Origin of the sequence: Actinoplanes sp. M2I2 (assembly GCF_023544445.1) — a bacterium.
GTDB lineage: Bacteria > Actinomycetota > Actinomycetes > Mycobacteriales > Micromonosporaceae > Actinoplanes.
This window is the reverse complement of the sequence record NZ_JALPVJ010000024.1, coordinates 89429-115953: the sequence shown is the minus strand read 5'-3', so window position 1 is coordinate 115953 and position 26525 is coordinate 89429. Positions and strand designations below refer to the sequence as shown.

The following is a 26525-nucleotide window of genomic DNA, read 5'->3' as shown; positions in this document are numbered from 1 at the left end:
GAGATATCAAGCCCGCTTACCCTGTCGAGACGATCGGATGTTGGCGATGACGGCGCCCAGGACGCCGACCGCGAAGATGAGCGTGCCCATGACGTTGACCTGCGGCGGGATGCCGACGCGGGTGGCGCCCCAGATCCAGATGGGGAACGTCTTGGTGGTGCCCGCCGTGAAGGCGGTGACGATGAAGTCGTCGATGGAGAGCGCGAACGCCAGCAGGACGCCGGAGAACACGGCCGGCAGGATGATCGGGAAGGTGACCTTCCAGAACGTGACCCAGCCGGTCGCGCCCAGGTCGGACGCGGCCTCCTCGATCGAGCGGTCCAGGGTCATCACCCGGGCCCGCACGACGACGGCGACGAACGAGATCGAGAACATCACGTGCGCGATCGTGATCGTGATCGGACCCAGCCCGGCGCCGGCCGAGACGAACAGGCTGAGCAGCGACGCACCCATGATCAGCTCGGGCGAGGACATCGTCGCGAACATGATCAGGTTGAGCGAGCCCGAACCGGTGAAGCGGTAACGGCCCAGCGCGTAGCCGATGCCGGTGCCCAGCGCGCCGGCCAGCAGGCTCGACACGATCGCGATGACCAGCGACGTGATCAGCGCGCTGGTCAGGTCCGGGTATTCGAACAGCCGCCCGTACCACTTGAAGGTGAAACCGTCCCAGGTCTGGTTGTAGCGGCCCGGGGTGTCGTTGAACCCGAACGCGATCATGACCGCGATCGGCACGACGAGCCAAGCGATGATCACCCAGGTGTACGCGTGGAGCAGTCCCCCGCCGGTGATCCGCCGCTTGGGCCGGATCCGGGCCGCCTCCTCGGTTTTGGGAAGCTGCGGCCTCTCCACAGTCGACGCCGTCATCGTGCGGCCACCTTCATGACGTCCTCCGTGCCCAGGATCCGGGCGTACGTGAAGACGCCGATCAGCAGCACGAACATCAGCACGAAGGAGAGCGCCGAGGCCGTCGGATAGTCGGAGTTGTCGAGGAACTGCGCCTGGATGACCTGGCCGATCATCGTCGTCTCCGAGCTGCCCAGCACCTCGGAGTTGACGAAGTCGGAGCTGGCCGGCACGAACGTCATCAGCACGCCGGCGAACACGCCGGGCAGGGCCAGCGGGAAGATCACCCGCCGGAACGTGGTGGCCGGGTTGGCGTACAGGTCGCGGGCCGCCTCGACCACGCGCGGGTCGATGCGCTCCAGCGCCACATAGATCGGCAGCACCATGAACGGCAGGAAGTTGTACACCAGCCCGGCGATCACCGCGAACGGCGTACCCAGGATGTGGAACGACTGCCCGATCAGACCGGCCTCCCGCAGCGGATGCAGCAGCGGCCCCTCGTCGGTCAGGATCTGCCGCCACGAGATCGTGCGGAGCACGAACGAGACGAAGAACGGCAGCAGGACCAGGAAGAGGTACGTCGGCTTGCGCCGGCCGCCGTAGAAGGCGATCCAGTAGGCGACCGGGAAGGCCAGGACGATCAGCGCGACGGTCGCGATGCCGCCGTAGATCAGCGACCGGTAGATCTGCGTCTGGTACGCCGAGATCGCTTCCGTGTACGTCTGCCAGTGGCCGGTGAAGCGATAGCCGCTCACGATGTCGCCCTCCTGGAGGGAGAGCGACAACATCGCGACCATCGGCACCGCGAAGAAGATCAGCAGCCAGATCCCGCCGGGCAGGACCAGCAGGTAGGGAGCGATCTGTCGTTTGACGCGGCTCATATCATCCCAGCACGATCGGTTCGAAGGTCTTCTGGAACTTCTGCTGCTCGGAGGTGGCCTCGAACGAGACGTAGTAGTGCAGCTTGGCGTACTCGGCGGCGGTCGGGAACACGAGCTTGCTGTTGGCCAGCGCGAGCAGCGCGTCCTTGTCCTCGCCGGTGAGCTTGGCGGCGCGGCTGCGCATGTCGGCCTGGGCCGACGGCACCGGGCACACGTAGCTGATGAACTCGGCCAGCGTCGACGCGTTCGCGGTCTCGTAGAAGAAGTCCATCGCCGTGATTGCGTCGACCGGGTTCTTGGCCGTGATCGGGATCGCGAAGTTGTCGGTCCAGATCGTGCCGCCCTCCTCCGGGATGATGAACTTGAAGTTCGTCCCGTCGGAGATGTTCTTCTGGAAGATGTCGCCCGACCACGCCTGGGTCGCCCACACCTCGCCGCTGCCGAGCGCCTCGACGTAGCTCTGGTCGTAGTAGTTGCGGACCAGGCCGGCGTCCTTCTGCTTCCTCAGCTCACCGGCCGCGCGCTCCCAGTCGTCCGCGGTGGACTTGGCCGGGTCGACGCCGATCTTCAGGAGGCCGAAGTTGGCCAGCTCCTGGATGTCGGAGAACATGCCGACCTTGCCCTTGAGCGCCGGGTTGTCCCACAGGTCGGCGAGCTTGGTGATCTTGCCGGTCTTGTTCTCGTCGTACGCGATGCCGGTCATGCCCGAGGCCCACGGGATGCTGTAGGCGTTGCCCGGGTCGAAGGCTTCCTTCTTGTACGCGGCGGCGACGTTCTTGGCGTAGTTCGGCAGCTTCGAGTGGTCGAGCGGGGCGAGGAAGCCCGAGTCGCGGAACTGCGTGAACTGGAAGCTGTTGGTGATGACCATCAGGTCGTAGCCGATGGACTGCCCGGCCGAGAGCTGCGGCTGCACCTTGGCGAACCAGGGACCCATCTCCTGGATGACTTCCTGGTAGTTCACCTTGATGCCGGTCTTGGCGGTGAACTTCTTGAGCTCGGGCCGCTTCGGGTCCATGTAGAGCGGCCAGTTCGCGAAGTTCAGCGTGCCGTTCTTGACCTTGCCGTTCCAGAACTTGGCGACGGCGTCGGGCTCCGCGCTGGGCGGAGCCTGCGTGCCCTGACCCTGAACACCACAGGCGGCCAGCGCGGCGCCCAGGCCCGCCAGGCCGGAGAGCCGAAGCGCGTCCCGACGGCCGAAGCGGCGCTGGGTCAGACCGCGGAGCAGGGTGGGGTCGGACATATTCGACGCAGACATTTCAGTCTCCGATCAGGTATGAGTGCTGGGGGGCCCAGGTGAGGTACACCCGGTCGCCGCGATCCGCGAGATCATCGGCGTTCGATGCATTTTGATCGAAGACAGTGAAGTCCGCGCCTGCCGCCGTGGCTACGGTGTAATTCGTTGAGGTTCCGTGATAAACGACCTCGGTCACTGTGCCGGAAAGCACACTGCCGCCTGTTGACTGCACGGGCGGCACCCCACGGTGCAGATCGATCTTCTCCGGACGGATGGACACCTCGAGCTTGTCGCCCTGGCGCACCGGCCGGGCCACCGGGACGACGACCCGGTCCTGAGTGGTGTAGCTCAGCAGCGCCAGCCCGCCCTCGACCCGGTCCACGTGACCGTCCACGATGTTCGACGTGCCGATGAAGCCGGCCACGAAACGCGACGCCGGCCGCTCGTAGATCTCGCGCGGCGAGCCCAGCTGCTCGATCACCCCGGCGTTCATCACGGCGATCCGGTCCGACATGGTCAGCGCCTCGCCCTGGTCGTGGGTGACGTAGACGAAGGTGATGCCCACCTCGCGCTGGATGCGCTTGAGCTCGATCTGCATCTGCTGACGCAGCTTGAGGTCGAGCGCGCCCAGCGGCTCGTCCAGCAGCAGCGCCCGCGGGCGGTTGACCAGTGCCCGGGCCAGCGCGACGCGCTGCTGCTGGCCGCCGGACATCTCCTTGGGCGAGCGCTTCTCCATGCCGGTCAGCGACACGATCTCGAGGATCTCGCCGACCCGGCGGGCGATCTCGCTCCTGGAGACCTTCTTGCGCTCGAGGCCGAAGGCGACGTTCTGATGGGTGTTGAGGTGCGGGAAGAGCGCGTACGACTGGAACACCATGTTGACGTCGCGCTTGTTCGCCGAGACGCCGGTGACGTCCTGACCGTCCAGATAGACCTTGCCGGCGGTGGGCTCCTCGAAGCCCGCGATCATCCGCATGGTGGTGGTCTTGCCGCAGCCGGACGGGCCCAGCAGCGAGAAGAACTCCCCCTGCGCGATCGCCAGATCCGTGCGCTTGACGGCGGGCACCGTCTCGCCGTGCGACAGGTAGTTCTTGTTCACGCCGACGAACTCGATCGCCGCCGTGCCGCCGGCCGGCGCCGCTGTCCGGGCGCGTACCGCGCTGTGCTGGGGGGTGGTCATGGCGTTCCTCTTCGCGGTGGGGCTTGCAGGGGGTGGGCTCAGCCGAGGTAGCTCATCACGTGCTTGATCCGGGTGTACTCCTCGAAGCCGTACATCGACAGGTCCTTGCCGTAGCCGGAATGGCCGAACCCGCCGTGCGGCATCTCGGAGACGAACGGCAGATGAGTATTGATCCAGACGGCTCCGAAGTCGAGCCGCCGGGAGACCCGCATCGCGCGGCCGTGGTTCTGGGTCCACACGCTCGCGCTCAGCCCGAACCGGACGTCGTTGGCCCAGCGGACCGCCCGGTCCTCGTCGTCGAACTGCTGAACGGTGATGACCGGGCCGAACACCTCGTCCTGGACCATCTCGTCACGCTGCCGCAGACCGGCCACGACGGTCGGCTCGAGGAAGTAGCCGCGCTCGCCGATGCGCTTGCCGCCGGCGACGATGTCGGCGTGCTCGGGCGTACGGTCGAGGAAGCCCTGGACCCGGGCCAGCTGACCGGCGTTGTTGACCGGGCCGAAGAAGGCCTCCGTGTCGTCCGGCCCGCCGACGCGGGTGGCGCGGGCGGCCTCGGCCAGAGCGTCGGTGAAGTCGGCCGCGATGCGGTCGTGGACCAGCACCCGGGTCGCCGCCGTGCAGTCCTGGCCGGCGTTGAAGTAGCCCGCACCGGCGATGGCCGCGGCCGTGGCGGCGATGTCGGCGTCGTCGAAGACGATGACCGGCGCCTTGCCGCCCAGTTCGAGATGCGCCCGCTTGAGGTCGGCGGCGGCCGCGACGGCCACCTCCATGCCGGCCCGCGTCGAGCCGGTGATCGAGACGAGCTGGGGCGCCGGGTGGGCGACCACGGCCCGGCCGGTGTCCCGGTCGCCGCAGACCACGTTGAGCACGCCCGGCGGCAGGAACTCGGCCGCGATCTCGGCCAGCAGCAGGGTCGACACCGGGGTCGTGTCGGACGGCTTGAGCACCACGGCGTTGCCGGCCGCGATCGCCGGGGCGAACTTCCACACCGCCATGACCATCGGGTAGTTCCACGGGGTGATCTGCGCGCACACGCCGATCGGCTCGCGCCGCACGAAGGAGGTGTGGTCGCGCAGATATTCGCCGGCGGACTTGCCTTCCAGATTGCGCGCCGCGCCCGCGAAGAAGCGCAGCTCGTCCAGCAGCGGCGCCATCTCCTCGGCCCCGGTGGCCGCGACCGGCTTGCCGGTGTTCCGGCACTCGGCCGCGATGATCTCGCCGGCCCGCGCCTCGACCGCATCGGCGATCCGCAGCAGCGCCCGCTGCCGCTCGGCCGGGGTGGCGTCACGCCACACCTCGAAGCCGGCCTCGGCCGCGGCCATCGCCGCGTCCACGTCCCGTCCGGCCGAGATCGGGGCGAGCGCGTACGCCTCCCCGGTGCTGGGGTCGATCACCTCGGAGGTGGCCCCGTCGACCGTGCCGGCGTGGTCACCACCGACGAAATTGCGCAGAACGGGCAACGCGGCGCTCACGAAATAAGACCTCCCGTAGCGGGCTTGTGACAGCTCCCACGAACGACTGCGAGACCTTGACACACGCGAAGGACTGAAGACAAGGGAATCCGAAACTAATTTCCAAAGACGAAACGGAATCGGGGCCCGGCGGGCTTTCGGGCCACGCAATCCTGTGTCAACCCGCGTAATACCTGTCGGCCACCAGCAATGCTTCGTCGAGGATCTGCAGACCGGTACGCACCTCGTCGGCGCTGACCGTGCAGGGCGGCGCCACGTGCACCCGGTTGAAGTGGGTGAACGGCCAGAGGCCCCGCTCCTTGCACGCGGCGGCCACCTCGTTCATCGGCGCGGCGGCCGTACCGGAGGCGTTGAACGGCACCAGGGGCTCACGGGTCCGGCGGTCGCGGACGAGCTCGATCGCCCAGAAGACCCCGAGCCCGCGGACCTCCCCGACGCTGGGGTGCTTCGCGGCCAGCTCGGCCAGCCCCGGCGCGATCACGTCGTCGCCGATCGCGCGGGCGTGCTCCACGATCCCCTCCTCCTTGAAGATCTCGATCGAGGCGACCGCCGAGGCGCAGGCGAGCGGATGACCCGAGTACGTCAGGCCGCCCGGGAACGGCCGTTCCCGGAACGTCTCGGCGATCTCATCCGAAATGATCACGCCGCCGAGCGGGAGGTAGCCGGAGTTGACGCCCTTGGCGAAGGTGATCAGGTCGGGGGCGACGCCCCACCGGTCGACCGCGAACCACTCGCCGCACCGCCCGAAGCCGGCCATCACCTCGTCGGCGATGAAGACCAGACCGAACTCGTCGCAGAGGGCGCGGACGCCGGCCAGATAGCCCGGCGGCGGCACGAGGACGCCGTTGGTGCCGACGACGGTCTCGAGAAGCACCGCGGCGATCGTGCTGGCGCCCTCGAAGACGATCGTGTCGCGCAGGTGCCGCAACGCGCGCTCGGTCTCCTGCTCGGGCGTCTCGGCATAGAAGGGCGACCGGTACGGGTACGGGCCCCAGAAGTGCACCAGGCCGACCGCCGCCGGCTCGTTGGCCCAGCGGCGCGGGTCGCCGGTCGCGGCGATCGCGGTCGACGTCGAGCCGTGATAGCTGCGGTAGGTGGACAGCACCTTGTGCCGGCCGGTGTGCCCGCGGGCCAGGCGGATCGCGTTCTCGTTGGCCTCGGCGCCGCCGTTGGTGAAGAAGACCTTGTTGAGGTGCGCGGGGGCGAGCTCGCTGATCAGGCGGGCCGCCTCGCCGCGCTTGTCGTTGGCGAAGGCGGGCTGGATCGTGCAGAGCTTCGCCGCCTGCTCCTGGATGGCCGCCACCAGTCGGGGATGCTGATGTCCGATGTTGACATTCACCAGCTGCGACGAGAAGTCCAGATATCGGGTGTTCTCGTAGTCCCAGAAGTAGCTGCCGCTCGCGCCGGCGATCGGCAGCGGGTTGATCAGGCCCTGGGCCGACCACGAGTGGAAGACGTGGGCGCGATCGTCCGCCCTGATCAGCTCGGCGGTCATCGGTCGGCTGTCGCTCATCGGTCGGCGGTCGCTCATCGGTCGGCGGTCGCTCATCGATCGGCTGTCGCTCGTCAGTTCGCGGTCGCTCATCGGTTGGTCGGGAAGCCGAGGTCGACGCTGGAGGTGCCGGGATCCGGCCAGCGGGACGTGACGACCTTGGAGCGGGTGAAGAAGTGGATGCCGTCCGGCCCGTACATGTGGGTGTCGCCGAACAGCGAGGCCTTCCAGCCGCCGAACGAGTAGTAGGCGACCGGCACCGGGATAGGCACGTTGACCCCGACCATGCCCGCGTTCACGTCGAACTGGAACTGCCGGGCCGCGCCGCCGTCGCGGGTGAAGATGGCGGTGCCGTTCCCGTACTCGTTGTCGTTGATGAGATCCAGAGCCTCGGCGTACGTCCGAGCGCGCACCACGCAGAGCACCGGCCCGAAGATCTCGTCGGCGTAGACGTCCATGTCCGGGGTGACGTTGTCGAGCAGCGTGACGCCGAGGAAGTAGCCGTTCTCCGGCACCTCGGCCTCCCGGCCGTCGGCGACGACCGTCGCGCCCGCGCCGGCGCCGCGCTCGATGTACCCGGCGACCTTCTCCCGGTGCTGGGCGCTGATCAGCGGGCCCATCTGCGACTCCGGGTCGGCGCCGGCGCCGATCTTGAGCTTGGGCAGGCGGGCCGCGATAGCGTCGACCAGGGGGTCGGCCACGTCACCCACGGCCACCACGACCGAGACGGCCATACAGCGCTCGCCGGCCGAGCCGTAGGCGGCGCTCACCGCGGCGTCGGCGGCCGCGTCGATCTCGGCGTCGGGCAGCACGACCATGTGGTTCTTGGCGCCGCCGAGGGCCTGCACGCGCTTGCCGTGGGCCGTGCCGGTCTCGTAGATGTACTTCGCCACCGGGGTCGAGCCGACGAAGCTGACTGCGGCAATGTCCGGGTGTGTGAGGATCGCGTTGACCGCCTCGACGTCGCCGTTGACGACGGTGAAGACGCCCTCGGGCAGCCCGGCCTCGTGCCACAGCCGGGCCAGGAACTGCGCCGCCGACGGGTCCTTCTCGCTGGGCTTGAGCACGAAGGCGTTGCCGGCCGCGATCGCCGTGGTGCACATCCAGAGCGGCACCATCGCCGGGAAGTTGAACGGCGTGATGCCGGCGACCACCCCGAGCGGCTGGCGGATCGAGTAGACGTCGACGCCGGTGGCCGCCTGCTCCGAGAACGAGCCCTTCATCAGGTGCGGGATGCCGGTGGCGAACTCGGCGTTCTCCAGGCCGCGGGCCACCTCGCCGGCCGCGTCGGAGAGCACCTTGCCGTGCTCGCTGGTGATGATCGCGGCGAGCTCCGGTGACCGCGCGGCGAGCAGCTCCCGGAACCTGAACAGCACCGTGGCCCGCTTGGCCAGCGACGCCGAACGCCACGCCCGGGCCGCCTCCTTGGCCGCGGCGACGACCTGGCCCACCTCCTCGGCCGAGGCCAGGTCGACCTCGGCGGTCTGCTCCCCGGTCGCGGGATTGAAGACGGGGCCGACCCGGCCCGAGACGCCGGCGCGCTCAGAGCCGCCGATCCAGTGCGCGATACGAATCATGAGCGGAGATTACGTAACAGCTCTGGACCGAACAATGCCTTGAACGTACTGTCACAAAGCCGGTGCGGCGCTCCATCCACGTCTCCCGATTGGGTTCTCGCGTGCTCTCCGAAGTCCGCTCCCGCCTCACCGACGTCACCGCGCGCGGCCTGGCCGAGGCCGTGGGACGGGCGGTCGGCGACGGCGCGCTGCCACCGGGCAGCCGGCTCCCTCCGGTCCGCCGGGTCGCCGCCGAGCTGCAGATGTCGCCGACCACGGTCAGCGCCGCCTGGCAGCTGCTACGCCGCTCGGGCACCATCCAGACCGACGGACGTCGCGGCACGGTCGTCGCGTCCTCCCGGGCCGACGGGCCGGGCCGCTACCGCGCGGCTCTGCGGCGGCGCTCCGGTTTCACCCTCGACCTGTCCACCGGTGTACCGGACCCGCGCCTGCTCCCCGCGCTGCCCGCACCGACCGGCCTCCCGGCCGCGCCGACGAGCTATTTGGACGAGCCCGTCCTGCCGGAACTGGCCGCGCTGCTGAGCGACCGGTGGCCGTACGCGTTCGAACGCCTGGCCGTCTTCGACGGCGCGATGGACGCGATCGACCACGTCGCCTCCTCGCTGCTGCGCCTGGGCGACCGAGCGGTGGTGGAGAACCCGTGCTTCCCACCCCTGCTCGACCTGCTGGAGTCGCTGGGCGTCCAGGCCGTCGCGGCCGGCACCGACGAGCACGGCATGATCCCGGATGCCCTCCGGACGGCCCTGGCCTCCCGGCCCACCGCGGTGTTCCTGCAGCCGCGGGCCCTCAACCCCACCGGGGCTTCGTGGTCACCGTCGCGAGCGGCGTCACTGGCCGCGGTGCTCGCGGAGGCTCCGCACGTGCGCGCCGTCGAGGACGACTCGGCCGGCGACGTGTCCTCGGCGCCGCTGCACTCCCTGGGCTCGTACCTGCCCCGGCAGACGATCCACGTCCGCAGCTTCTCCAAGTCGCACGGGCCCGACCTGCGCCTGGCCGCCGTCTCGGGCCCGGCCGCCGTGCTCGACCCGATCCTCGAGCGCCGTCTGCTGGGCCAGGGCTGGACCAGCCGCCTGCTGCAACACCTGCTGCTGATCCTGCTCACCGACCCGGCGTCGGTCACCGCCGTCGCGTCGGCCCGGGACGAGTACGCGCGGCGGCGCCACCTGATCGAAGCCGCACTCGGCGACGCCGGTGTGGCCGTGCCCGCGGGCGACGGGCTGAACCTGTGGCTGCCGGTGGCCGACGAACAGGCCGCCCTGATCGCCCTGGCCAGCAACGGGATCGGGGCCGCGGCCGGGCGGGCGTTCACGATCGGCCCCGGCCGGCCGCACCTGCGGGTCACCGTGGGCCTGATCGCCACCGGCCACGCGACCGTGGCCGCCCACCTGGCCGCAGCCGCCCGCGTCCCCGCCCTCTCCGTCACCCGCTGACCTTCCCCGGCCACGCCCCGCCGCGCCGCCACCGCAGCACCACCGCCGTGCCGCCACCGCCGCGCCACCGCCGTGCCGTCACCGCCCCCGTGCCGTCACCGCCGCGCCAGCCCCATGCCGTCACCGCCGCCGTGCCGTCACCGCCGCCGTGCCGTCACCGCCGACCGGCGCAGGCGACCCCGCGGACCGGCCGATGTCAGCCACCACAACCGACCCACCACACCGGACGGCGACCCCGCGAACGCCCACCACCCGGACCGGCCTCGGAGATCCGGCAGCCTCCCACCCCGCGAAGCTTTCGTTGCCGCGGGCGTTGACATACGACATCTAGTCGTTCGACAATCGTCGGGTGACAAAGGTCGGGCTGCAACGGCTCAGTGAGCCTCGAGAGCGCAAAGACGGCGTGGCTATCGGCGAAACAGACTCGCGACTGGAGACGGTCGACGGGTGGGTCCTGCCGAGTCCTGCGCCGACCGTCCCGCACCAGAGCGTCGCCCATCTGCTGGTGCGCGCGTTGCGAACGTCGGCGCGCAAGGCCGGGCTCGGCGCGCACGGCGCCGTGCTCCTCCGGCTCGGACCGGACCGCCTGCTGGTGCCCGACCTCGTCGTCGCTCGCGCCGACCGGCTGGCCGCCTTCGCCGACGCCACCGACACTGTGCTCGTCGGCGAGATCACCAGGCCCGGCAGCGACTACGCCGGAACGCCGGAACGCATCGAGCACTACGCCGCGGCAGGCATCCCCTGGCTTCTCCTGACGCAGCCCGAATCAGCCGAGCACCGGGCAGTCACCGTCCGGCTGTTCCACCTGCAGGACGAGCGCTACCTCGAACGCGCTTCGGCCGGCCCCGGCGACATCCTCATCAGCAAAGTGCCCTTCCCCCTCCGCATCCGAACCGCAGACCTCGTGGTGTTCTGACCAGCACGGCCGGCCGCCCCGCGACCCCGCGACCCCGCGACCCCGCGACCCCGCGACCCCGCGACCCCGCGACCCCGCGACCCCGCGACCCCGCGACCCCGCGACCCCGCGACCCCGCGACCCCGCGACCCCGCGACCCCGCGACGAGCATGAAACCCCGGCGGTGTTCTGACCAGTACGGCCGGGTGATCCGTGCTCGATGGCTATGCCGAGATGGAGTCGGCCGGACCTGACAGGCGAGGCTCGATCGCCGCGCTGCGCGACCCTGAGGCAAGACCACGAGACGCTCTTCTGTAGCCAGAGTCATCTCCTCTGCACGAGCCGGGACGTGACCAGAGCTATGCCCGCGGGGACCGCGACATTGACCAGCAGGACGACGAGTTCCTCGGCTACCGAATAGCCCTCCACCAGAACCCCGATCAGCAGGTTGACGACTTGGAGAGCCACCCACACCGGGACGAAGACGAACGTGGCGGTGCGAAGGGCAGTCTCTCTGGTGGCCTGCGGGATCAACAATTCGGCGAGCAGAGCGATCGATGCCCAAAGAGCGATGCCCACGATGAGGAACCAGAAGAAGCGGACACCACCGAGCGGCGGCCCATCGGGCCAGGCCCACCAGGCGAGACCCGCGGCGAGCGCCGGAACGCCGAACACCGGAAGCAGGAAACCGGCCTCCTCGCTCGGCTTGTAACCGGCCGAGAAGACGCCGATCCCCGCGTTGATGACCGACACCGCAAGCCAGAGCGGCACGAAGACCCCGAAAGCCACCGCGCCCGGCGCCTCGTGGGCGAACAACTCGGTCAGCAGCAGAACAGTGCCGGCCAGCAAGATGCCGGCCAGGATAAATCGAGGCAACCGCACGGCGAGCCCTTCCGCGAACGACCGATGAGGTGCCGAAGTCTGCCACTCGGAGTTCCGTGCCGGGCAAGCCTGTGGACAACTACGTCATCGCCCCGACGCCGCCTGTGGACAACCGATAACACCCCTCCGAACCGCTGTAACGTCGCTCCCACACCAGGGCCATGGTGGCCGGCACGACTTATCAGAGGGCCCGCCCCAGACGCGAGGGTCGCTCCACGAGGGCGGCGCCTCAGGAAGAAGGCGCACTTATAGACAGCACTCGGTGCACTCAGGGACGGTCGATGCGGCTCAGGTGGCCGGGCGGAAGCTGTCGAAAACCAACTGGAGATCATCGCGGTAGCGGGACCAGTCGGCGTCTCGGGTCTGCCAGTAGAAGCCGTACGCCTGCGTTTTGGAGGTGATGACGCCGCGATTGTTGACGTGCTGGCGGACGCCGCTACGGGAGAAGGTGAACTCCCAGTCGGCGGCCTTCTGGAAGTAGTCGGTCGAGCGGATGTGGATCTCGCGATAGGAGGGGAAGTCGCCGCGGGAGACGCGGTAGTCCGCCTTGCCGCGCCAGTCGGCGACGGGGTTGGGGGCCGGTTTCTTGGTCTGGTCGATGCCCAGGACTCGGCCGGTGCGGCCGTCGCGGAAGTAGACGATCGAGCCTTCCTTGGAGCGGGTCCAGCCTTCGGGGACGTAGACAGCGAAGCCCGTGCTGTCGCGGTAGTCGCGCCAGCCGTTGGGGAGCTCGGGGACGCCCGAGCCGGACCCGGTGCCGCCGTCGGCGCCGGTCGGCGAGGGCTTCGGGGTCGAGGCGGCGGAGGTGGGGGGCGCGCCGGCGGAGGCTGAGGCGCCCGACGGCGACGATGGCGTCGCGGCCGGCGCCTCCGACGCTGTGGACTGCGGGCCGGGGGCCGTGGCGGCCGGATCGCCGGCGCCGGTGTTCGCCTCGCCGTCCGATCCGTTTCTGGTCACGCCCCAGAAGATGGCTCCCACGAGTACGGCCACAACGGCCGAGGCGACCAGGAGCCACCGGCGAGCCGAGGAAGGCCTTGGCTTCCCCTCGACGTCGGCTGGAACCGGCTTCGCCCGGCCACGGTGCGGGTCGGACCCGTTCTGGCCGGGCCTGGGCGAAGCCGGATCGGACGTGGGAGAGGCCTGGCCGGGAGCGAACGCGGCGGCGGGGGGAGGCATGACCGGGCCGGGCGGCGGAGCAGGTTCCGGTGTACCGGGCACGTCGCTGTCGACGGTCGACGGCGACCGCTGCGCCGGCACGCGACCCGCTCCGACACCGGACAGCGCGGACGCTGCGCCGGGAGCAACAGCAGGCGACCCGGACGGTGCACCGGCAGCAGCAGGAGGCTGAGCCACTCCGCCGGTCGCGGGCAGAGACGAATCGACGCCTACTGAGGCTGCGGTGCCAACACCGGCCCGGGCTGAAAAACCATCGGGTGAGACGGCAGCCTCACCCGAGCGGCCGGGCGATGCCCCGCCGCTCTGTTCAGGGGCTGAAGGCTCGGCACCGGTCTGAGCGGCGGCCGGGGCAGCACCATCAGCATGAGCAGCGGCCGGGGCAGCACCATGAGCACGAGCAGCGGCCGGCGCAGCACCATCAGCACGAGCAGCGGCCGGCGCACCTCCATCGGCGTGAGGAGCAACGGCAGCAGCGGAGCTTGCTGAGGAGAGGTCGGCTGCGGACGAGTCAGCACCAGGCGAACCGGCGACGGCCGAGCCGCCGGCAACCGAGCCCGCGCCATTCGAGCCGGCGGCAGACGCGCCGGCGCCAACCGAGCCGGCCGCAATCGGGCCGGGAGCGGACGAGTCGGCAGCGGACGAGTCGGCAGGGGGCTTATCGGCATGCGCGGGGGCCCCGGCGCGGTCATCGGCCGACGCTGAGCCGTCGGTTGCTGCCGGCTCAGCGGGAGCTGACCCCGCAAGAGCCGAACCCGCGGAAGCGGCAGCCGCGGCAGCAGCCGGGGCCGCCGCCGGGTTCTGGCCGTCGGCGGCGGCATCGCGGACGGGCGCGGGGTCTTCGACGTAGGGCGCCGCGGGCAACGCGTCCGTGGTTGCGGTCTCCCCGCGTACGGGAACGAGGGCGTGACCATAGGCCCCCGTCGCCGCCTCGCGGAGCAGGTGTTCGGCGGCGGTCGCGTCGAGGCGTTCGTCCGGGTCGCGGCGCAGCAGGCCTTCCAGCACCGGAATCAGCGGCCCGGCCTGCCGCGGCGCGTCGGGCTCGTCGGTGGCCAGGGCGGTCAGCGTGGCCAGCGCCGACGTCCGGTGGAAGGGTGACCGGCCCTCCACGGCGGCGTACAGCGTGGCTCCCAGGGACCACAGGTCCGACGCCATGCCGGCCGTGCCGTGCCGGGCGCGTTCCGGGGACATGAACTCCGGGGAGCCGATGAGCATGTCGGAGCTGCTGATCTGGCTGTCGCCCTCGATGGTGGCGATGCCGAAGTCGGTGAGCAGCACGCGGCCGTCGTCGGCCAGCAGCACGTTGGCCGGCTTGACGTCGCGGTGGTCCACGCCGGCGTTGTGGGCGGCGCGCAGGGCGGCCAGCAGGGCGAGGCCGATGCGAGCCACGCGTCGCGGTTCCAGCGGGCCGGACTCCTTGAGGACCTCGTGCAGGGAGCGGGACGGCACGTAGGCCATGACGATCCAGGGGCGGCCGTCCACCTCGAACACGTCGAAGACCTGGACCACGTTGGGGTGGCCGAGCCGGGCGGCCGCGCGGGCCTCGCGGAGCGTGCGGCGGTTGACCGTCTCGCGGTCGCGGGCCACGAGGTCGTCGGGGAGGAGCACCTCCTTGATGGCGACGTCGCGCTGCAGGACCTCGTCACGGGCGTGCCAGACCTTGCCCATGCCGCCGATACCCAGGGTTCGGCCCAAGCGGTAACGGCCGGCGATCAGAGGCATGTGAGGCCCCTTACCCGGCTACCGCCGAGATCAGACGTGTGCACGTGCCCTTATCCGTTGGGGAATGTGCAATACTTCCGGAACTCCGAGACGAAAGTTTCGGTACGATCGTGGGGCGGGCGAGGAGAGACAATGGCCGTGACCGGGCGAAGAGTCACTATCGCGACCATTGCCGAGGCTGCCGGGGTTTCTGTTCCTACGGTGTCACGGGTGCTCAACGGGCGTACGGACGTCTCTCCGGAGACGCGCGACCGCATCGAGCATCTGCTGCGCGAGCACGACTACCGGCCTCGTAACTCTCGCCAGCCGCTCCGTGCGGGACTCGTCGACCTGGTTTTTCACGATCTTGACAGTCCGTGGGCCGTGGAGCTGATCCGCGGTGTCGAGGAGGTCACCCACGCGGCCGGGGTCGGCACCGTGGTGTCGGCCGTGCACCGGCGCACCGCGTCGACCCGGCAGTGGCTGCAGAATCTGCGGTCGCGTCAGTCCGACGGGGTCATCCTGGTGATCTCGGACGGGGCCGGCCCGGTCTACACCGAACTCCACCGGTTGAACGTTCCCATGGTGATAATCGATCCGGCCGGCGGTGCTGCCTCGGACGTGCCGACGATAGGCGCGACGAACTGGTCGGGTGGCCGCAGCGCCACCGAGCACCTGATCTCTCTGGGCCACCAGCGCATCGGGCTCATCGAGGGCCCGCGCAGCCTGCTCTGCAGCCGCGCCCGTCTCGACGGCTACCGCGCGGCGCTGGAGTCGGCCGGCATGCGGGTCGACCGGCGGCTGATCGAGCCGGGCGACTTCTCGCACGAGGGTGGCTTCGCGGCGGCCCAGCGGCTCCTCGAGCGCGACGACCCGCCGACTGCGATCTTCGCGTCGAGCGATCAGATGGCCCTGGGCGTCTACGAGGCGGCCCGGCTGAAGGGCATCCGGGTGCCCGACGAGCTGAGCGTGGTCGGGTTCGACGACCTGCCGGAGGCGCGCTGGTCGTCGCCGCCGCTGACGACGGTGCGTCAGCCTCTGGCCGATATGGGCGGGCTCGCCGCACGGACAGTCTTGCGACTGTCGCGCGGCGAGCCCATCGAAACCCCCCGGGTGGAGCTGGCGACCGAGCTCGTCGTCCGGGAGAGCACGAGATTACTTGCTGAAACCCGCCGTCAGTCCACTCAGTAGCTGGCGGCGCCCGATGGCGTAGAGCAGGACGATCGGGACGGTGGTCAGCACCACCGAGGCCGCGATGGCCGGGATGTTCACCCCGAACTGACCCTGGAACGCGGCCAGCGCCAACGGAATGGTCCGCTGCTCAGGACTCTGGGTCAGCACCAGCGGCAACAGGAAACCGTTCCAGATACCCAACCCGTTGTAGATCACCACAGTGACCAGAGCCGGCCGGGTCAACGGGAACGCCAACCGCCACAACGTGCCCCACTCGGTCGCCCCGTCCATCCGCATCGACTCGAACAACTCCTTGGGCACATCCCGGATGAAGTTCGACAACACCAGCACCGACAACGGAATGGCGAACGCGATCGACGGCAGAATGATCGCCAGCAACGTGTCGTACATCTTCAACCGGATGATGATCAGATAAACCGGGATGATCACCGCCTGCAACGGGATCGCCAACCCCAGCAGGAACAACCCGTTGATCCCCCGCAGAATCCGGCTGTGGCTGCCCCGCACGATCGCGTACGCCGCCATGAAACTGATCAGCACAGCCGGGAGCACCGCACCCAGCGTCACCACGGCACTGTTGAGGAAGTACCGGATGAAGTCGTTCTCCACGACCGTCGTGTAGTTCTCGAACGTCAGATCGGTCGGCGGAGCCAGCGGATTGGTGATGAAGTAGTTCGCCTGGGTCTTGAAACTCGTGATGACGATCCAGTACAGCGGGATCATCACGATCAGAAGCCACAGCCAGCTGAAGCCGCCGCCGAGCCAGTTGAACGACATGGCCCGCCTGCGCCGCCGGTGCGAGTCAGAGCTGCCCTGCACGGTCGGCGACGGGTCGTGCCTGGTCATGGTCGCCAACTCTAGGCTCCTTCCAGCTGGCTGTCGTCGGACCGGCCGCCGAGCCGCCGCAGCAGCAGGGACAACCCGAGTCCGACCAGGACCAGGATGACGGCGATCGCGCTGGCCGGGCCCATCAGGTTGGCCTGGAAGCCCTGCTGGTACATGGCCAGAGCCAGGGCCCGGGTGGCGTCACCGGGACCACCGGCGGTCAGCACGTAGATCAGGTCGAAGAACGTCAGCGATCCGACCACCATCAGCGTCGAGGACGTGATGATCGTGTACTTCAGCTGCGGCAGCGTGATCGAGAAGAACTGGCGCACACGGCCGGCCCCGTCGATCTGCGAAGCCTCGTACATGCTCGTGGGGATCTGCCGCACCGCGCCCTGATAGATCAGCGAGTGGAACGGGATGAACTGCCACGACACGATGAAGATCAGAACCGCCATGGCCAGCGTGCTGTTGCCCAGCCAGTCCTGGTTGAGCCAGGAGATGCCCAGACCGTTGCCCAGACCGAAGTTGGGGTCGAGCAACGACTTGTAGGTGATCGCGATGGCGGCCGAGCTGAGCAGCAAGGGGATGAAGAACAGCACCGCGAGGAACTCGCGGTAGCGCTTGCGGGCCGAGATGAAGACTCCGATGAGGATCGACATCGGCGTCTGGACCACCCACGACAACGCCATGATGAGGAAGGTGACCCACAGGGCGTGGGGCAGACCCGGGTCGGACAGCGTGGCCTTCCAGCTGGTCAGGCCGGAGGGCTGGATCGTGCCGAGACCGTTCCAGGTCGTGAAGCTGAGTGCGAGCACACCGAAGAGCGGGACGACGCCGAAGGCCAGGAACCAGATGAAGGCCGGCAGCGCCATCCAGAGGACGGGACCGCTCCGCCCGCCGCTGGACTTGGTGGGCTCCTTCGTCCTGACGACGGGCGGAGCGATCGTCGTCACTTCCCGATGACCCCGTTCATGCTGTCGACCCACTGCTGCGGGCTGACCTGCAGCTGGAACAGCTTCGCGATGTTGTCCAGCAGCGTCTCGGCGGCGGTCGGGCTCAGCGCCTGGTCCCACGACTGGGCGAAGACCTTGGCGCCGTTGGCGATGCCGGCCATGTCCTTGAGGAACTGCGCGTCGCCACCGGTGAACAGGCTCTCGCTGTTCTTCAGCACCGGCACACCGCCGGACTTGACCCAGCCGGCCTTCTCCTCGTCGTCGACCAGGGTGGTGGACATGAACTTCTTCGCCACCTCCTTGGCCTCGGGCGTGGCCTTCGCCGAGATCGAGAGGTACTGGCCCGGGTTACCGACCGTGTTGCTCGGGTCGCCCTTGCCACCCTCGACGGCCGGGAAGTTCATCCAGCCCAGGCCGCCGTCCTTGACGAAGTTGCCACCCTGGGCGGTCTGGATGCCGTACGACCACGAGCCGTGCAGCATCATCGCGGCGCGGCCGGTGTAGAGCAGCGCCTGGTCGGCGTTCGAGTCGGCCGTGGTCGACGAGAAGCCCTTCTGGAAGCCGTTGGCCTTCACCAGATCCTGGATCTTGGTCAGCATGTCCAGCACGGCCGGGTCGCTCCAGGCGTCCTTCTCACCGGCGAAGACGCGGTCGAAGACCTCGGAGCCGGCGGTGCGGTCGAGCAGGAACTCGAGCCACATCATGTTGGTCCAGCGCGACTGACCGGCCAGCGAGAACGGGGCGATCTTCTGCGCGTTGAACTTCGGCACCAGGGCCATGATCTCGCCCCACGACTGCGGGGGCTGGGCGCCGATCTTCTCGAACATCTTCTTGTTGTAGAACAGCACGATCGGCTGCACGGTCTCGATCGGCATCGCGTAGATCTTGCCGTTGACCGTGGCCGCGCCGAACGACGACGGGAGGATCTTGTCCTTGACCGCCGCATTCTCGCCGAACCAGCCGGTCAGGTCCTCGACCAGGTTGGAGTTGACGTACTCCTTGAGGCCGCCACCGCCCCAGCCCCAGATCATCGTCGGGCCCTGGTTGGCGCCGATCGAGGTCTTGATCTTCTGCTTGTAGGCGTCGTTCTGGAAGAAGTTCGTCGTGATCTTGCTGTCGGCGTTCGCCTTGTTGAACCGCTCGATCGCCGCCTTGCGGACGGGCTCTCCGGGCGGGCCGCTGAGCGACCAGTAGCTGGCCGAGCCGCCGCCGCTGCCGCCGCCGGTGTTGCCACCGCCGCTCTCGCTCGGGCCGTCGCTGCCACAGGCGGCGAGCGCCGCGGCGCTCGCCGCGCCCGCGGCCAGGCCAAGGAAGTTCCGCCGGGAAACCGGGTTATTGGTCACGCTGATCTCCGAACTCGAATGCCGCCCCGGAGGCGGCGAGAGGATCGCCGTGGTGCTGTGATGCTCGAGAGTGGTGCTGTGATGCCTCGAGAAACGTCGTCACCCGCAAGTATGGTCACCCGCGTCACAGAGGCTGCAACTTTCGCTCGACACCCGCAAATTAACACGAGGTTTCGTTAACGTAGGGTTTCGCGCTGATCATGTCAAGGGTCTTGCTGTGGTCGCGCTCCCACCGCAAGAGTGGACGCTATCGCCACCTGCGCGGAAGCCCCTGCTTAAGATCCACTGGCACCGAAAGAAGGTGCTGTGCAAACACTGAAAGTTTCGGAACAACTGAGGCACAACTGAGGAGCTGCGCCGTGACCACACAACCGGCACACAAGCCATGGCAGGACTCGGCGCTACCCGTTGCCGAGCGTGTCGACGCCCTGCTCGCCGAGATGACCCTCGAAGAGAAGGTAGGCCAGCTCGGCAGCCGCTGGGTCGGAAACGACATGCAGGACGAGGAGCAGACCGACAGCGAGGAGACCCTCAATGTCGCGCCCATGCAGGACGTTTTCGCCGCATCCGGCACCATACCCCTCGAGGAGGCCAGCAGGCACGGCCTGGGCCACCTGACGCGCGTCTATGGGAGCGTTCCGCTCACCCCCTCTCAGGGCGCCGCCGAGGTGATCCGTCAGCAGCACATCGTCCTCGCCAACTCGCGATTGAGCATTCCCGCGATCGTCCATGAGGAGTGCCTGACCGGCTTCACCGCCTTCGGCGCCACGGTCTACCCGGCCGCGATCGCCTGGGGCGCCACCTTCGACCCCGAGCTGGTCGAGCGGATGGCCGCCGCGATCGGCCGGGACATGGCCGCGGTCGGCGTGCACCAGGGGCTGTCCCCCGTGCTCGACGTCGTCCGCGACTACCGCTGGGGCCGGGTCGAGGAGACGATCGGCGAGGACCCGTACCTGGTCGGACTGCTCGGGGCGGGCTACGTGCGCGGCCTGCAGAGCGCCGGCGTGATCGCCACCCTCAAGCACTTCGCCGGATACTCGGCCTCGCGCGGCGCCCGCAACCACGGCCCGGTGCCGATGGGCCGGCGGGAACTGCTCGACGTCATCCTGCCCACCTTCGAGACCGCGATCCGCGAGGCCGGCGCCGGTTCGGTCATGAACTCGTACTCCGACATCGACGGCCTGCCCGCGGTGGCCGACCCGTGGCTGTTCACCGAGGTGCTGCGCGACCGCTGGGGCTTCACCGGCACGGTCGTCTCCGACTACTGGGCCGTGCCCTTCCTGGCCAGCACCCATCACGTGGCCACCGACATGGTCGACGCGGGCGTCCAGTCGCTGACCGCCGGCATCGACGTCGAGCTGCCCGACACGCTGGGCTTCAACACCGACCTGATCGGGCGGGTGCCGGAGGAGCTGATCGACCGCGCCGTCCGCCGGCTGCTGACGCAGAAGGTCGAGCTCGGGCTGCTCGACCCGGACTGGACGCCGGAGAAGTCGGTCGCCGCCGCCGATGGGACCGACCTCGACTCGGAAGGGAACCGGGCGCTGGCCCGCGAGCTGGCCGAGCGCTCGATCGTCCTGCTCGACGCCGGCTCGGCCCTGCCGCTGGCCGAGGGCCTGGGACGGGTCGCGGTGGTCGGTCCGGCCGCGGCCGACCCGCGCACGTTCATGGGTTGCTACGCCTTCCCCAACCACGTGCTGCCCCGCTATCCCGACGCCGGGCTCGGCATCGAGGTGCCCACCGCCGTCGACGCGCTCGGGTCTGCACTTACGGGCACCGAGATCGTGTACGAACGGGGCTGCGCGGTGATCGGCGACGACAAGTCGGGCTTCGCCGCCGCCGTCGAGGCCGCGCGCGGCGCCGACGTGACCGTCGCGATGGTCGGCGACCTGGCCGGCCTGTTCGGGCACGGCACCTCGGGCGAGGGCTGCGACGCCGAGGACCTGACCCTGCCGGGCGTGCAGGCCGACCTGATCGAGGAGCTGCTGGCCACCGGCAAGCCGGTCGTCGTGGTGGTCGTCTCCGGACGCCCGTACGCCCTGGGCGCGTTCGCCGGCCGGGCGGCCGGCCTGGTGCAGGCGTTCATGCCGGGCGAGGAGGGCGGGGCGGCGATCGCCGGCGTCCTCACCGGCCGGGTCAACCCGGGGGCCAAGCTGCCCGTCCAGATCCCCCGGCACGCCGGCGGCCAGCCCGGCACCTACCTCCAGCCGGCGCTGGGAGCCGAGAACACCGGCGTCAGCAACCTCGACCCGACGCCGCTGTTCCCGTTCGGCCACGGTCGCTCGTACACGTCGTTCGAGGTCGACGACCTGCGGATCAGCGAGACGTCGGTGCCGGTGGACGGCGAGTTCACGGCGACCGTACGGGTCCGCAACACCGGTTCCCGGCCGGGCGACGAGGTCGTGCAGCTCTACCTGAAGGACCTGGTGGCCCAGGTGACCCGGCCGGTCAAGCAGCTGACCGGCTTCGTCCGGGTGCCGCTCGAGCCGGGTGAGGCCAAGGACGTGACGTTCACGGTCCACGCCGACCGCACCGCCTTCACCGGCCGCGACTACTCGCGCGTGGTGGAGCCGGGCGAGCTCGACGTGCTGGTCGGGACGTCCGCCTCGGACCTGCCCTGCACGGGCCGGGTGACCCTGACCGGCGACCTGCGCGTGGTCGCCGACCGGGACCGCCGCCTGATCACCCCGGTCACCGTCCAGAAGGTCTGACGGGTTTCAGGCGAGGAGCCGGGCCAGCTCGGTCCGGCTCCGCACGCCCAGCCGGACGAAGACGTTGCGCAGGTGATGGTCGATCGTGCGGGGGCTCAGGTGCAGCTGCTGAGCCACCTCGCGGTTGGTGGCCCCCTCGGCCACCAGGCCGGCGATCCTCTCCTGCTGGGCGGTGAGGGGAGCACGGTCGACCGGGCCGATCCGCTCCCCCGCCGCCCGGAGCTCCCGGGACGCCTGCTCGGCCCAGGGCCAGGCGTCGAAGCGGTGGAACCGCTCGACGGCCCGGCGCAGGTGCTCGCGGGCCTCGGCCGGGCGGCGACGGCGGCGCAGGTGCCGGCCGAACAGCAGCTCGGTGTGGGCGCGGGCGAACCCGCCGTCCACGTCGTGCCCGTGCCAGTCGAGCGCCTCGTGGAAGTGGTCGTCCGCCCCCTCGGTGTCGCGCAGCGCGCGGCACCGGCTGCGCAGGGCGAGCCACCCGGGCTGACCGGTGTGCGCGGCCCAGCGGTCGAAGACCTCGCCGCCCGCGCCGGTGGCCTCGACCAGATGCGGCACGATCGCCACCCGCAAGGTCATCGAGCCCGTACGGGCGATCCTCGCGAGCCGTTCGGCGGCGGACCCCGGCCGTCCGGCCAGCAGGTCGAGCAGCGCCTCGGCCCAGTCGCCGAGAGCCCCGCCGGCCACGCTCCGCTCGCGGCTCGTGTCCGCGTCGCCCCGGAAAGCGGCCAGCAACCCCAGCAGATCGAGGTGGGCATCGGCCAGATCGGGGCGCCCGGCGGCCCGCGCCACCGCGGCGCCGTCGAGCGCGGCCTCGGTCGCGGCTTCGTGGCGCCCGGCGGCCAGCTCGGCGAAGGCGGCCACCTCGAGGGCTTCGGGCACGACCGGTGCGTTGCCCGCCTCCCGGGCCAGCGTGACAGCCCGCCGGGCCAGCCGGGCCGCGCGCCGGTCCTGGCCGAGCAGGATCCCGGTGCCGGCCGCCCAGGTCAGCGCGGCCGGGTCGGCCGTGTGGTCGGCCAGCCGCAGCACCTCGCGCAGGTGCCGGAACGCCGTTTCCTCGTCGCCGGTCATGAGGTCGGCGACGCCGACGATCTGGTGCAGCGCCAGGTCGGTGGCCGGACGACCGTCGCGGCAGCGGACCGCGGCCTGCCGCGCCAGCCGTGGATAGCGGCCCGGCTCGTTGCTGCGCCCGCAGGCCTCGCCCGCGGCGAGCAGGGCGTCGAGGGCGCCGGCCGGGTCGGCCGCCAGCAGCTCGCCGGCCACGTCGAGCAACACCTCCCGGGCCTCGGCCGGGGCGCCCCGCACCCGCATCTCGGCGATGAGGCCGCGGGCCCGGGCGCGGACGGCGGCGCTCGCCCGCAGCCGGGCCGCGCGGCGCAGGAGCGGCCGGGCTTCGTGCGGCCGTCCCGCGGCCATCGCCGATCGGGCGGCGATCAGCAACGCCCGCCCCTCGGCGACGGGGGTGCCGCACAGGTCGGCGGCGTACCGCTGCGCTTCCAGGGCCGCCGCCGGGGGCGCGTCCTCGGCGGCCAGCAGCAGGTCACGGGCCAGCACGTCGTCGGGACCGTCGGCGACGGCGGCGCGGTGCAGCAGGGCGGGCAGCCGCCTCCCCCGGGCGGCCAGGACCCCGGCCAGCGCCCGGTGGGCGGCCCGGCGGCGGCCGATCGGCTCCTCGTCGTACGCGACCACGCGCAGCACGGCCGGGCGGAAGCGCACCCCACCCTCGTCGGCGACGACCAGTCCCGCGCGCTCGGCCGGTTCCAGATCGGCGAGCCCGGCGCCGGGGCCGGCCGCCGCGAGCAGGACGGACGGCGGGGCGGCGGGGTCGGCGGCGGCCAGCAGGAGCAGGTCGCGCGTCGGCTGGGGCAGCGCAGCCGAAGCCGTCCGGAAGCGAAGCCGTAACGGGCTCTCCGGGGGCAGCGCCGGAGGCAACGGCGCGAGACCGCGCGCCTGCTGAGCGGTCAGCGCACCGGCCAGTTCGGCCAGCGCGGCCGGATGACCACCGGCCAGCGCGACCACGGCGGCCGCCACTTCGGCGGTCGCGGCCGGCGCGTGGTGCCGGAGCAGGGCGTGACCGGCCTGGTCGTCCAGCGGCGTCAGCCGGCACAGCGGGAGCCCGGCCGCGGCGGTGGCCGCCGTGACCGAGGCCAGGATCGCGATCGGCCGGTCGTGCACGCGGTGGGCGAGCCGGCGCAGCTGCTGCCACGAGAGGGGATCGAGCACGTCGGCGTCGTCGAGCAGACACAGCACCGGGCCGTCCGCGGTGGCCTCGCGCAGCAGGCCGTGCAGGCTCAGGGTCAGTTCGAGCGGCGCACATCCCGGCTCCCGGCCGGCGATGACCGAGGCCAGCGGCTCGGTCGAGCACAGCCCGGCCAGGGGGGCGATCAGGCGTTGCAGACCCGCGCCGGGCAGGGCGGACTCGTCGGCGTGGCCGGGGGCGGCCAGCACGGTCCACCCGCTCAGCCCGGCGGCGGTGGCCCGCAGCAGCGTCGTCCGGCCCTCACCCGGGCCACCGGCCAGCACCAGGGCGCCACCGTGACCCGCCCGGGCCGCCTCCACCGTGGCCCGGATCGCCGCTACCGGGCCCGGAAAGACTTCCTGCACTGGCGGTGCAATTACCATGTCGTGAGTCTGTCCGCGCGGCTCCCGGCCCGGAAGGCATCGACGCCGACTTTTCGACTGATGAAATTTCGGGGGTGTTAACGGGTCGTTGCGCAAGGCCGGTGGTTTCACCGATGCGCACGCGCCGGAGTCGAGCAAACACTGACCGCCATCAATTCCCTATCCCCCGGGAGCGTGTCAGGTGCAGCAGGTTCGCAATTCACGCCGGCCCCGCCGGTTCGTCCTCGCGATGGCCGCCGCGGCGGCTCTGGCGGTCGGCCTCGGCGCCGCGCCGGCTCAGGCGGCCGAGAACCCGTACGAGCGGGGCCCGGCCCCGACGGTGGCGGCGCTCGACGCCAGCCGCGGCCCCTTCGCCACGGCCAGCCAGAACGTGTCGTCACTCGTCTCCGGCTTCGGCGGCGGCGTCATCTACTACCCGACGACCACGACCCAGGGCACCTTCGGCGCGGTCGCCATCTCGCCCGGCTTCACCGCCTCGTGGTCGACCCTGTCCTGGCTGGGCCCGCGCATCGCCTCCCACGGTTTCGTCGTGATCGGCATCGAGACCAACTCGCTCCTGGACCAGCCGTCCTCCCGCGGCTCCCAGCTGCTGGCCGCGCTCGACTACCTGACCCGGTCGAGCTCGGTCCGGTCGCGCATCGACGCCTCCCGCCTGTCGGTGGCCGGCCACTCGATGGGCGGCGGGGGCAGCCTCGAAGCCGCCCGCACCCGCCCGTCGCTGCAGGCCGCCGTGCCCCTGGCCCCCTGGAACACCACCAAGAGCTGGTCGAGCCTGCGCGTGCCGACGCTGATCGTCGGCGGCGAGAGCGACACGGTGGCCCCGGTCTCGTCGCACTCGATCCCGTTCTACACCACCATCCCGTCGGCCACGGAGAAGGCGTACCTCGAGCTGAACAACGCCAGCCACTTCTTCCCGCAGACCACCAACACCTACACCGCGCGCCTCGCGGTGGCCTGGCTGAAGCGCTTCGTCGACAACGACACCCGCTACGACCAGTTCATCTGCCCGGGACCGTCCAGCGTCTCGGTCTCCGACTATCGCAACACCTGCCCGCTCGCGTAGGGGCGAACCGGCGGCCGGCCGGCGGGCAGACTCCCGCCGGCCGGCGCTGCCGCACGTCAGGAACCGGTCGCGGCGCGGGGGCCGTACATGATCAGGGCGACCCCGACGAGGCAGACCGACGCGCCGATGACGTCCCAGCGGTCGGGCCGGAAGTGGTCGACGACCATGGCCCAGGCCAGCGAGCCGGCCACGAAGACGCCGCCGTAGGCGGCCAGGATCCGGCCGAAGTTCGCGTCCGGCTGGAGGGTGGCGACGAAGCCGTACGCCCCCAGGGCGACAATGCCGGCGCCGATCCACAACAGGCCCCGGTGCTCACGGACGCCCTGCCAGATCAGCCAGGCCCCACCGATCTCGGCGACGGCGGCGACCACGAACAGCAGGACGGACCGGATGATCAGCATGTCTTCATGGGAGCACACTCAGCCGGCGCCGGGCCGGCGGGCGTGGACCCGCTCGATGCTGCCCGCCTTGAGGCGCTCGCTCTCCACGATCGCGAAACCGGCGGCGACGACCGCGGGCCGCTGACGGCGGGTGAAGTGCTCGCCGGCGGTCGCGATGGTGACGCGTTCCAGCAACCACTGAGCGGCGTAGATCGGGGGCCAGGTGCTGCGGACGTGATCGACGAGCAGCAGCCGGCCGCCCGGGACGAGCACCCGATACATCTCTCGCACCGCCGCTTGGGGGTCGGGAATGGCGCACAGCGACAGCGCGCAGACGACCGTGTCGAAACTGCCGTCGGCGTACGGGAGGCGCTCGGCGTCGCCCTCGCGCAGGTCGGCCGGGCGGCCCAGCTCGGCCGCGCGGCGCCGGGCGACGGCCAGCATGGCCGGGCTCAGCTCGATGCCGCTGATCGTGACCGCGGCCGGATAGTGCGGCAGGTTGCGCCCGGTGCCGACGGCCACCTCGAGCACCCGGCCCCGGGCGCGGGCGCCGAGCCACTCGCGGCCACCGGTGAACCAGATGCGTTCGAGCAGCTCGATCTGCCGGTCGTACGAGGGGGCGCTCCGATCCCAGACCCGGCGCGCCTTGTCGGTCGGATCCATGCGACCGAGCG

Annotated in this window: 20 protein-coding genes; 5 read left to right on the top strand and 15 right to left on the bottom strand. The window is 70.6% G+C overall.

Annotation, left to right across the window (positions count from 1 at the left end):
- Nucleotides 1–6 precede the first annotated feature (6 nt).
- The 7 genes from HJC40_RS36790 to HJC40_RS36760 all read right to left on the bottom strand — a co-directional run bounded on the left by HJC40_RS36790 (nucleotide 7) and on the right by HJC40_RS36760 (nucleotide 8682).
- Entirely contained in the window at nucleotides 7–864 is an 858-nt protein-coding gene (locus HJC40_RS36790) for an ABC transporter permease (RefSeq protein ID WP_250008111.1), read from the bottom strand.
- Complete coding sequence (locus HJC40_RS36785) at nucleotides 861–1724, bottom strand: ABC transporter permease (RefSeq protein WP_250008110.1); 864 nt, start codon at nucleotides 1722–1724, stop codon at nucleotides 861–863. The genes HJC40_RS36790 and HJC40_RS36785 overlap by 4 nt, the downstream gene beginning before the upstream one ends.
- A 1-nt stretch (nucleotide 1725) precedes the next feature.
- Nucleotides 1726–2979 carry a spermidine/putrescine ABC transporter substrate-binding protein gene (locus HJC40_RS36780; protein ID WP_250008109.1) on the bottom strand — a complete coding sequence of 418 codons (1254 nt, stop codon included), beginning with the start codon at nucleotides 2977–2979 and terminating at the stop codon, nucleotides 1726–1728.
- Between the two features lies 1 nt (nucleotide 2980).
- Nucleotides 2981–4138 (bottom strand): ABC transporter ATP-binding protein, encoded by a 1158-nt coding sequence (locus HJC40_RS36775; protein ID WP_250008108.1) that lies wholly within the window; start codon nucleotides 4136–4138, stop codon nucleotides 2981–2983.
- A gap of 38 nt (nucleotides 4139–4176) precedes the next feature.
- Nucleotides 4177–5613, bottom strand: coding sequence for a gamma-aminobutyraldehyde dehydrogenase (locus HJC40_RS36770; protein ID WP_250008107.1), 1437 nt, complete (start codon nucleotides 5611–5613; stop codon nucleotides 4177–4179).
- 157 nt (nucleotides 5614–5770) lie between these two features.
- On the bottom strand, nucleotides 5771–7144 hold the full coding sequence (locus tag HJC40_RS36765; RefSeq protein WP_374273601.1) for an aspartate aminotransferase family protein: 1374 nt from the start codon (nucleotides 7142–7144) through the stop codon (nucleotides 5771–5773).
- A gap of 50 nt (nucleotides 7145–7194) precedes the next feature.
- Nucleotides 7195–8682 (bottom strand): CoA-acylating methylmalonate-semialdehyde dehydrogenase, encoded by a 1488-nt coding sequence (locus HJC40_RS36760; protein ID WP_250008104.1) that lies wholly within the window; start codon nucleotides 8680–8682, stop codon nucleotides 7195–7197.
- A 101-nt stretch (nucleotides 8683–8783) separates the two neighbouring features.
- Here HJC40_RS36760 and HJC40_RS36755 point away from each other — a divergent pair, with 101 nt between their 5' ends.
- Both HJC40_RS36755 and HJC40_RS36750 read left to right on the top strand, forming a co-directional pair.
- Nucleotides 8784–10112: a GntR family transcriptional regulator gene (locus HJC40_RS36755; protein ID WP_250008103.1), complete on the top strand. Its 1329-nt coding sequence runs from the start codon at nucleotides 8784–8786 to the stop codon at nucleotides 10110–10112.
- Nucleotides 10113–10461: 349 nt separating this feature from the next.
- The gene (locus HJC40_RS36750; RefSeq protein WP_250008102.1) at nucleotides 10462–11028 is read left to right on the top strand and encodes a Uma2 family endonuclease; all 567 of its coding nucleotides are present in this window, start codon (nucleotides 10462–10464) and stop codon (nucleotides 11026–11028) included.
- A gap of 303 nt (nucleotides 11029–11331) precedes the next feature.
- Here the strand turns inward: HJC40_RS36750 and HJC40_RS36745 are convergent, their stop codons facing one another.
- Complete coding sequence (locus tag HJC40_RS36745; protein ID WP_250008101.1) at nucleotides 11332–11856, bottom strand: hypothetical protein; 525 nt, start codon at nucleotides 11854–11856, stop codon at nucleotides 11332–11334.
- 321 nt (nucleotides 11857–12177) lie between these two features.
- A complete protein-coding gene (locus HJC40_RS36740; protein WP_250008100.1) occupies nucleotides 12178–14784 on the bottom strand; it encodes a serine/threonine-protein kinase in 2607 nt (868 codons plus the stop codon).
- Between the two features lie 132 nt (nucleotides 14785–14916).
- On the opposite strand from HJC40_RS36740, the gene HJC40_RS36735 reads away from it, so the two are divergent.
- The gene (locus HJC40_RS36735; protein ID WP_250008098.1) at nucleotides 14917–15954 is read left to right on the top strand and encodes a LacI family DNA-binding transcriptional regulator; all 1038 of its coding nucleotides are present in this window, start codon (nucleotides 14917–14919) and stop codon (nucleotides 15952–15954) included.
- On the opposite strand, the gene HJC40_RS36730 is transcribed toward HJC40_RS36735, so the two are convergent.
- Genes HJC40_RS36730 through HJC40_RS36720 form a run of 3 tightly spaced genes read right to left on the bottom strand, consistent with a single transcriptional unit; the run spans nucleotide 15919 to nucleotide 19081 of the window.
- The gene (locus tag HJC40_RS36730; RefSeq protein WP_250008097.1) at nucleotides 15919–16803 is read right to left on the bottom strand and encodes a carbohydrate ABC transporter permease; all 885 of its coding nucleotides are present in this window, start codon (nucleotides 16801–16803) and stop codon (nucleotides 15919–15921) included. The two genes, HJC40_RS36735 and HJC40_RS36730, sit on opposite strands and share 36 nt — an antisense overlap.
- Nucleotides 16804–16814: 11 nt before the next feature.
- Nucleotides 16815–17738 carry a carbohydrate ABC transporter permease gene (locus HJC40_RS36725; RefSeq protein WP_250008096.1) on the bottom strand — a complete coding sequence of 308 codons (924 nt, stop codon included), beginning with the start codon at nucleotides 17736–17738 and terminating at the stop codon, nucleotides 16815–16817.
- On the bottom strand, nucleotides 17735–19081 hold the full coding sequence (locus tag HJC40_RS36720; protein WP_250008095.1) for an extracellular solute-binding protein: 1347 nt from the start codon (nucleotides 19079–19081) through the stop codon (nucleotides 17735–17737). The genes HJC40_RS36725 and HJC40_RS36720 overlap by 4 nt, the downstream gene beginning before the upstream one ends.
- 359 nt (nucleotides 19082–19440) lie before the next feature.
- Here HJC40_RS36720 and HJC40_RS36715 point away from each other — a divergent pair, with 359 nt between their 5' ends.
- A complete protein-coding gene (locus HJC40_RS36715; RefSeq protein ID WP_308200987.1) occupies nucleotides 19441–21792 on the top strand; it encodes a glycoside hydrolase family 3 N-terminal domain-containing protein in 2352 nt (783 codons plus the stop codon).
- Nucleotides 21793–21798: 6 nt separating this feature from the next.
- On the opposite strand, the gene HJC40_RS36710 is transcribed toward HJC40_RS36715, so the two are convergent.
- Nucleotides 21799–24408: a LuxR family transcriptional regulator gene (locus HJC40_RS36710; protein WP_250008094.1), complete on the bottom strand. Its 2610-nt coding sequence runs from the start codon at nucleotides 24406–24408 to the stop codon at nucleotides 21799–21801.
- 229 nt (nucleotides 24409–24637) lie between these two features.
- On the opposite strand from HJC40_RS36710, the gene HJC40_RS36705 reads away from it, so the two are divergent.
- Complete coding sequence (locus HJC40_RS36705) at nucleotides 24638–25471, top strand: alpha/beta hydrolase (protein WP_250008156.1); 834 nt, start codon at nucleotides 24638–24640, stop codon at nucleotides 25469–25471.
- A gap of 56 nt (nucleotides 25472–25527) precedes the next feature.
- Here HJC40_RS36705 and HJC40_RS36700 read toward each other — a convergent pair whose 3' ends face one another.
- Nucleotides 25528–25872 carry a YnfA family protein gene (locus HJC40_RS36700; RefSeq protein ID WP_250008093.1) on the bottom strand — a complete coding sequence of 115 codons (345 nt, stop codon included), beginning with the start codon at nucleotides 25870–25872 and terminating at the stop codon, nucleotides 25528–25530.
- An 18-nt stretch (nucleotides 25873–25890) separates the two neighbouring features.
- Nucleotides 25891–26514, bottom strand: coding sequence for a class I SAM-dependent methyltransferase (locus tag HJC40_RS36695; protein ID WP_250008092.1), 624 nt, complete (start codon nucleotides 26512–26514; stop codon nucleotides 25891–25893).
- Nucleotides 26515–26525: the final 11 nt, after the last annotated feature.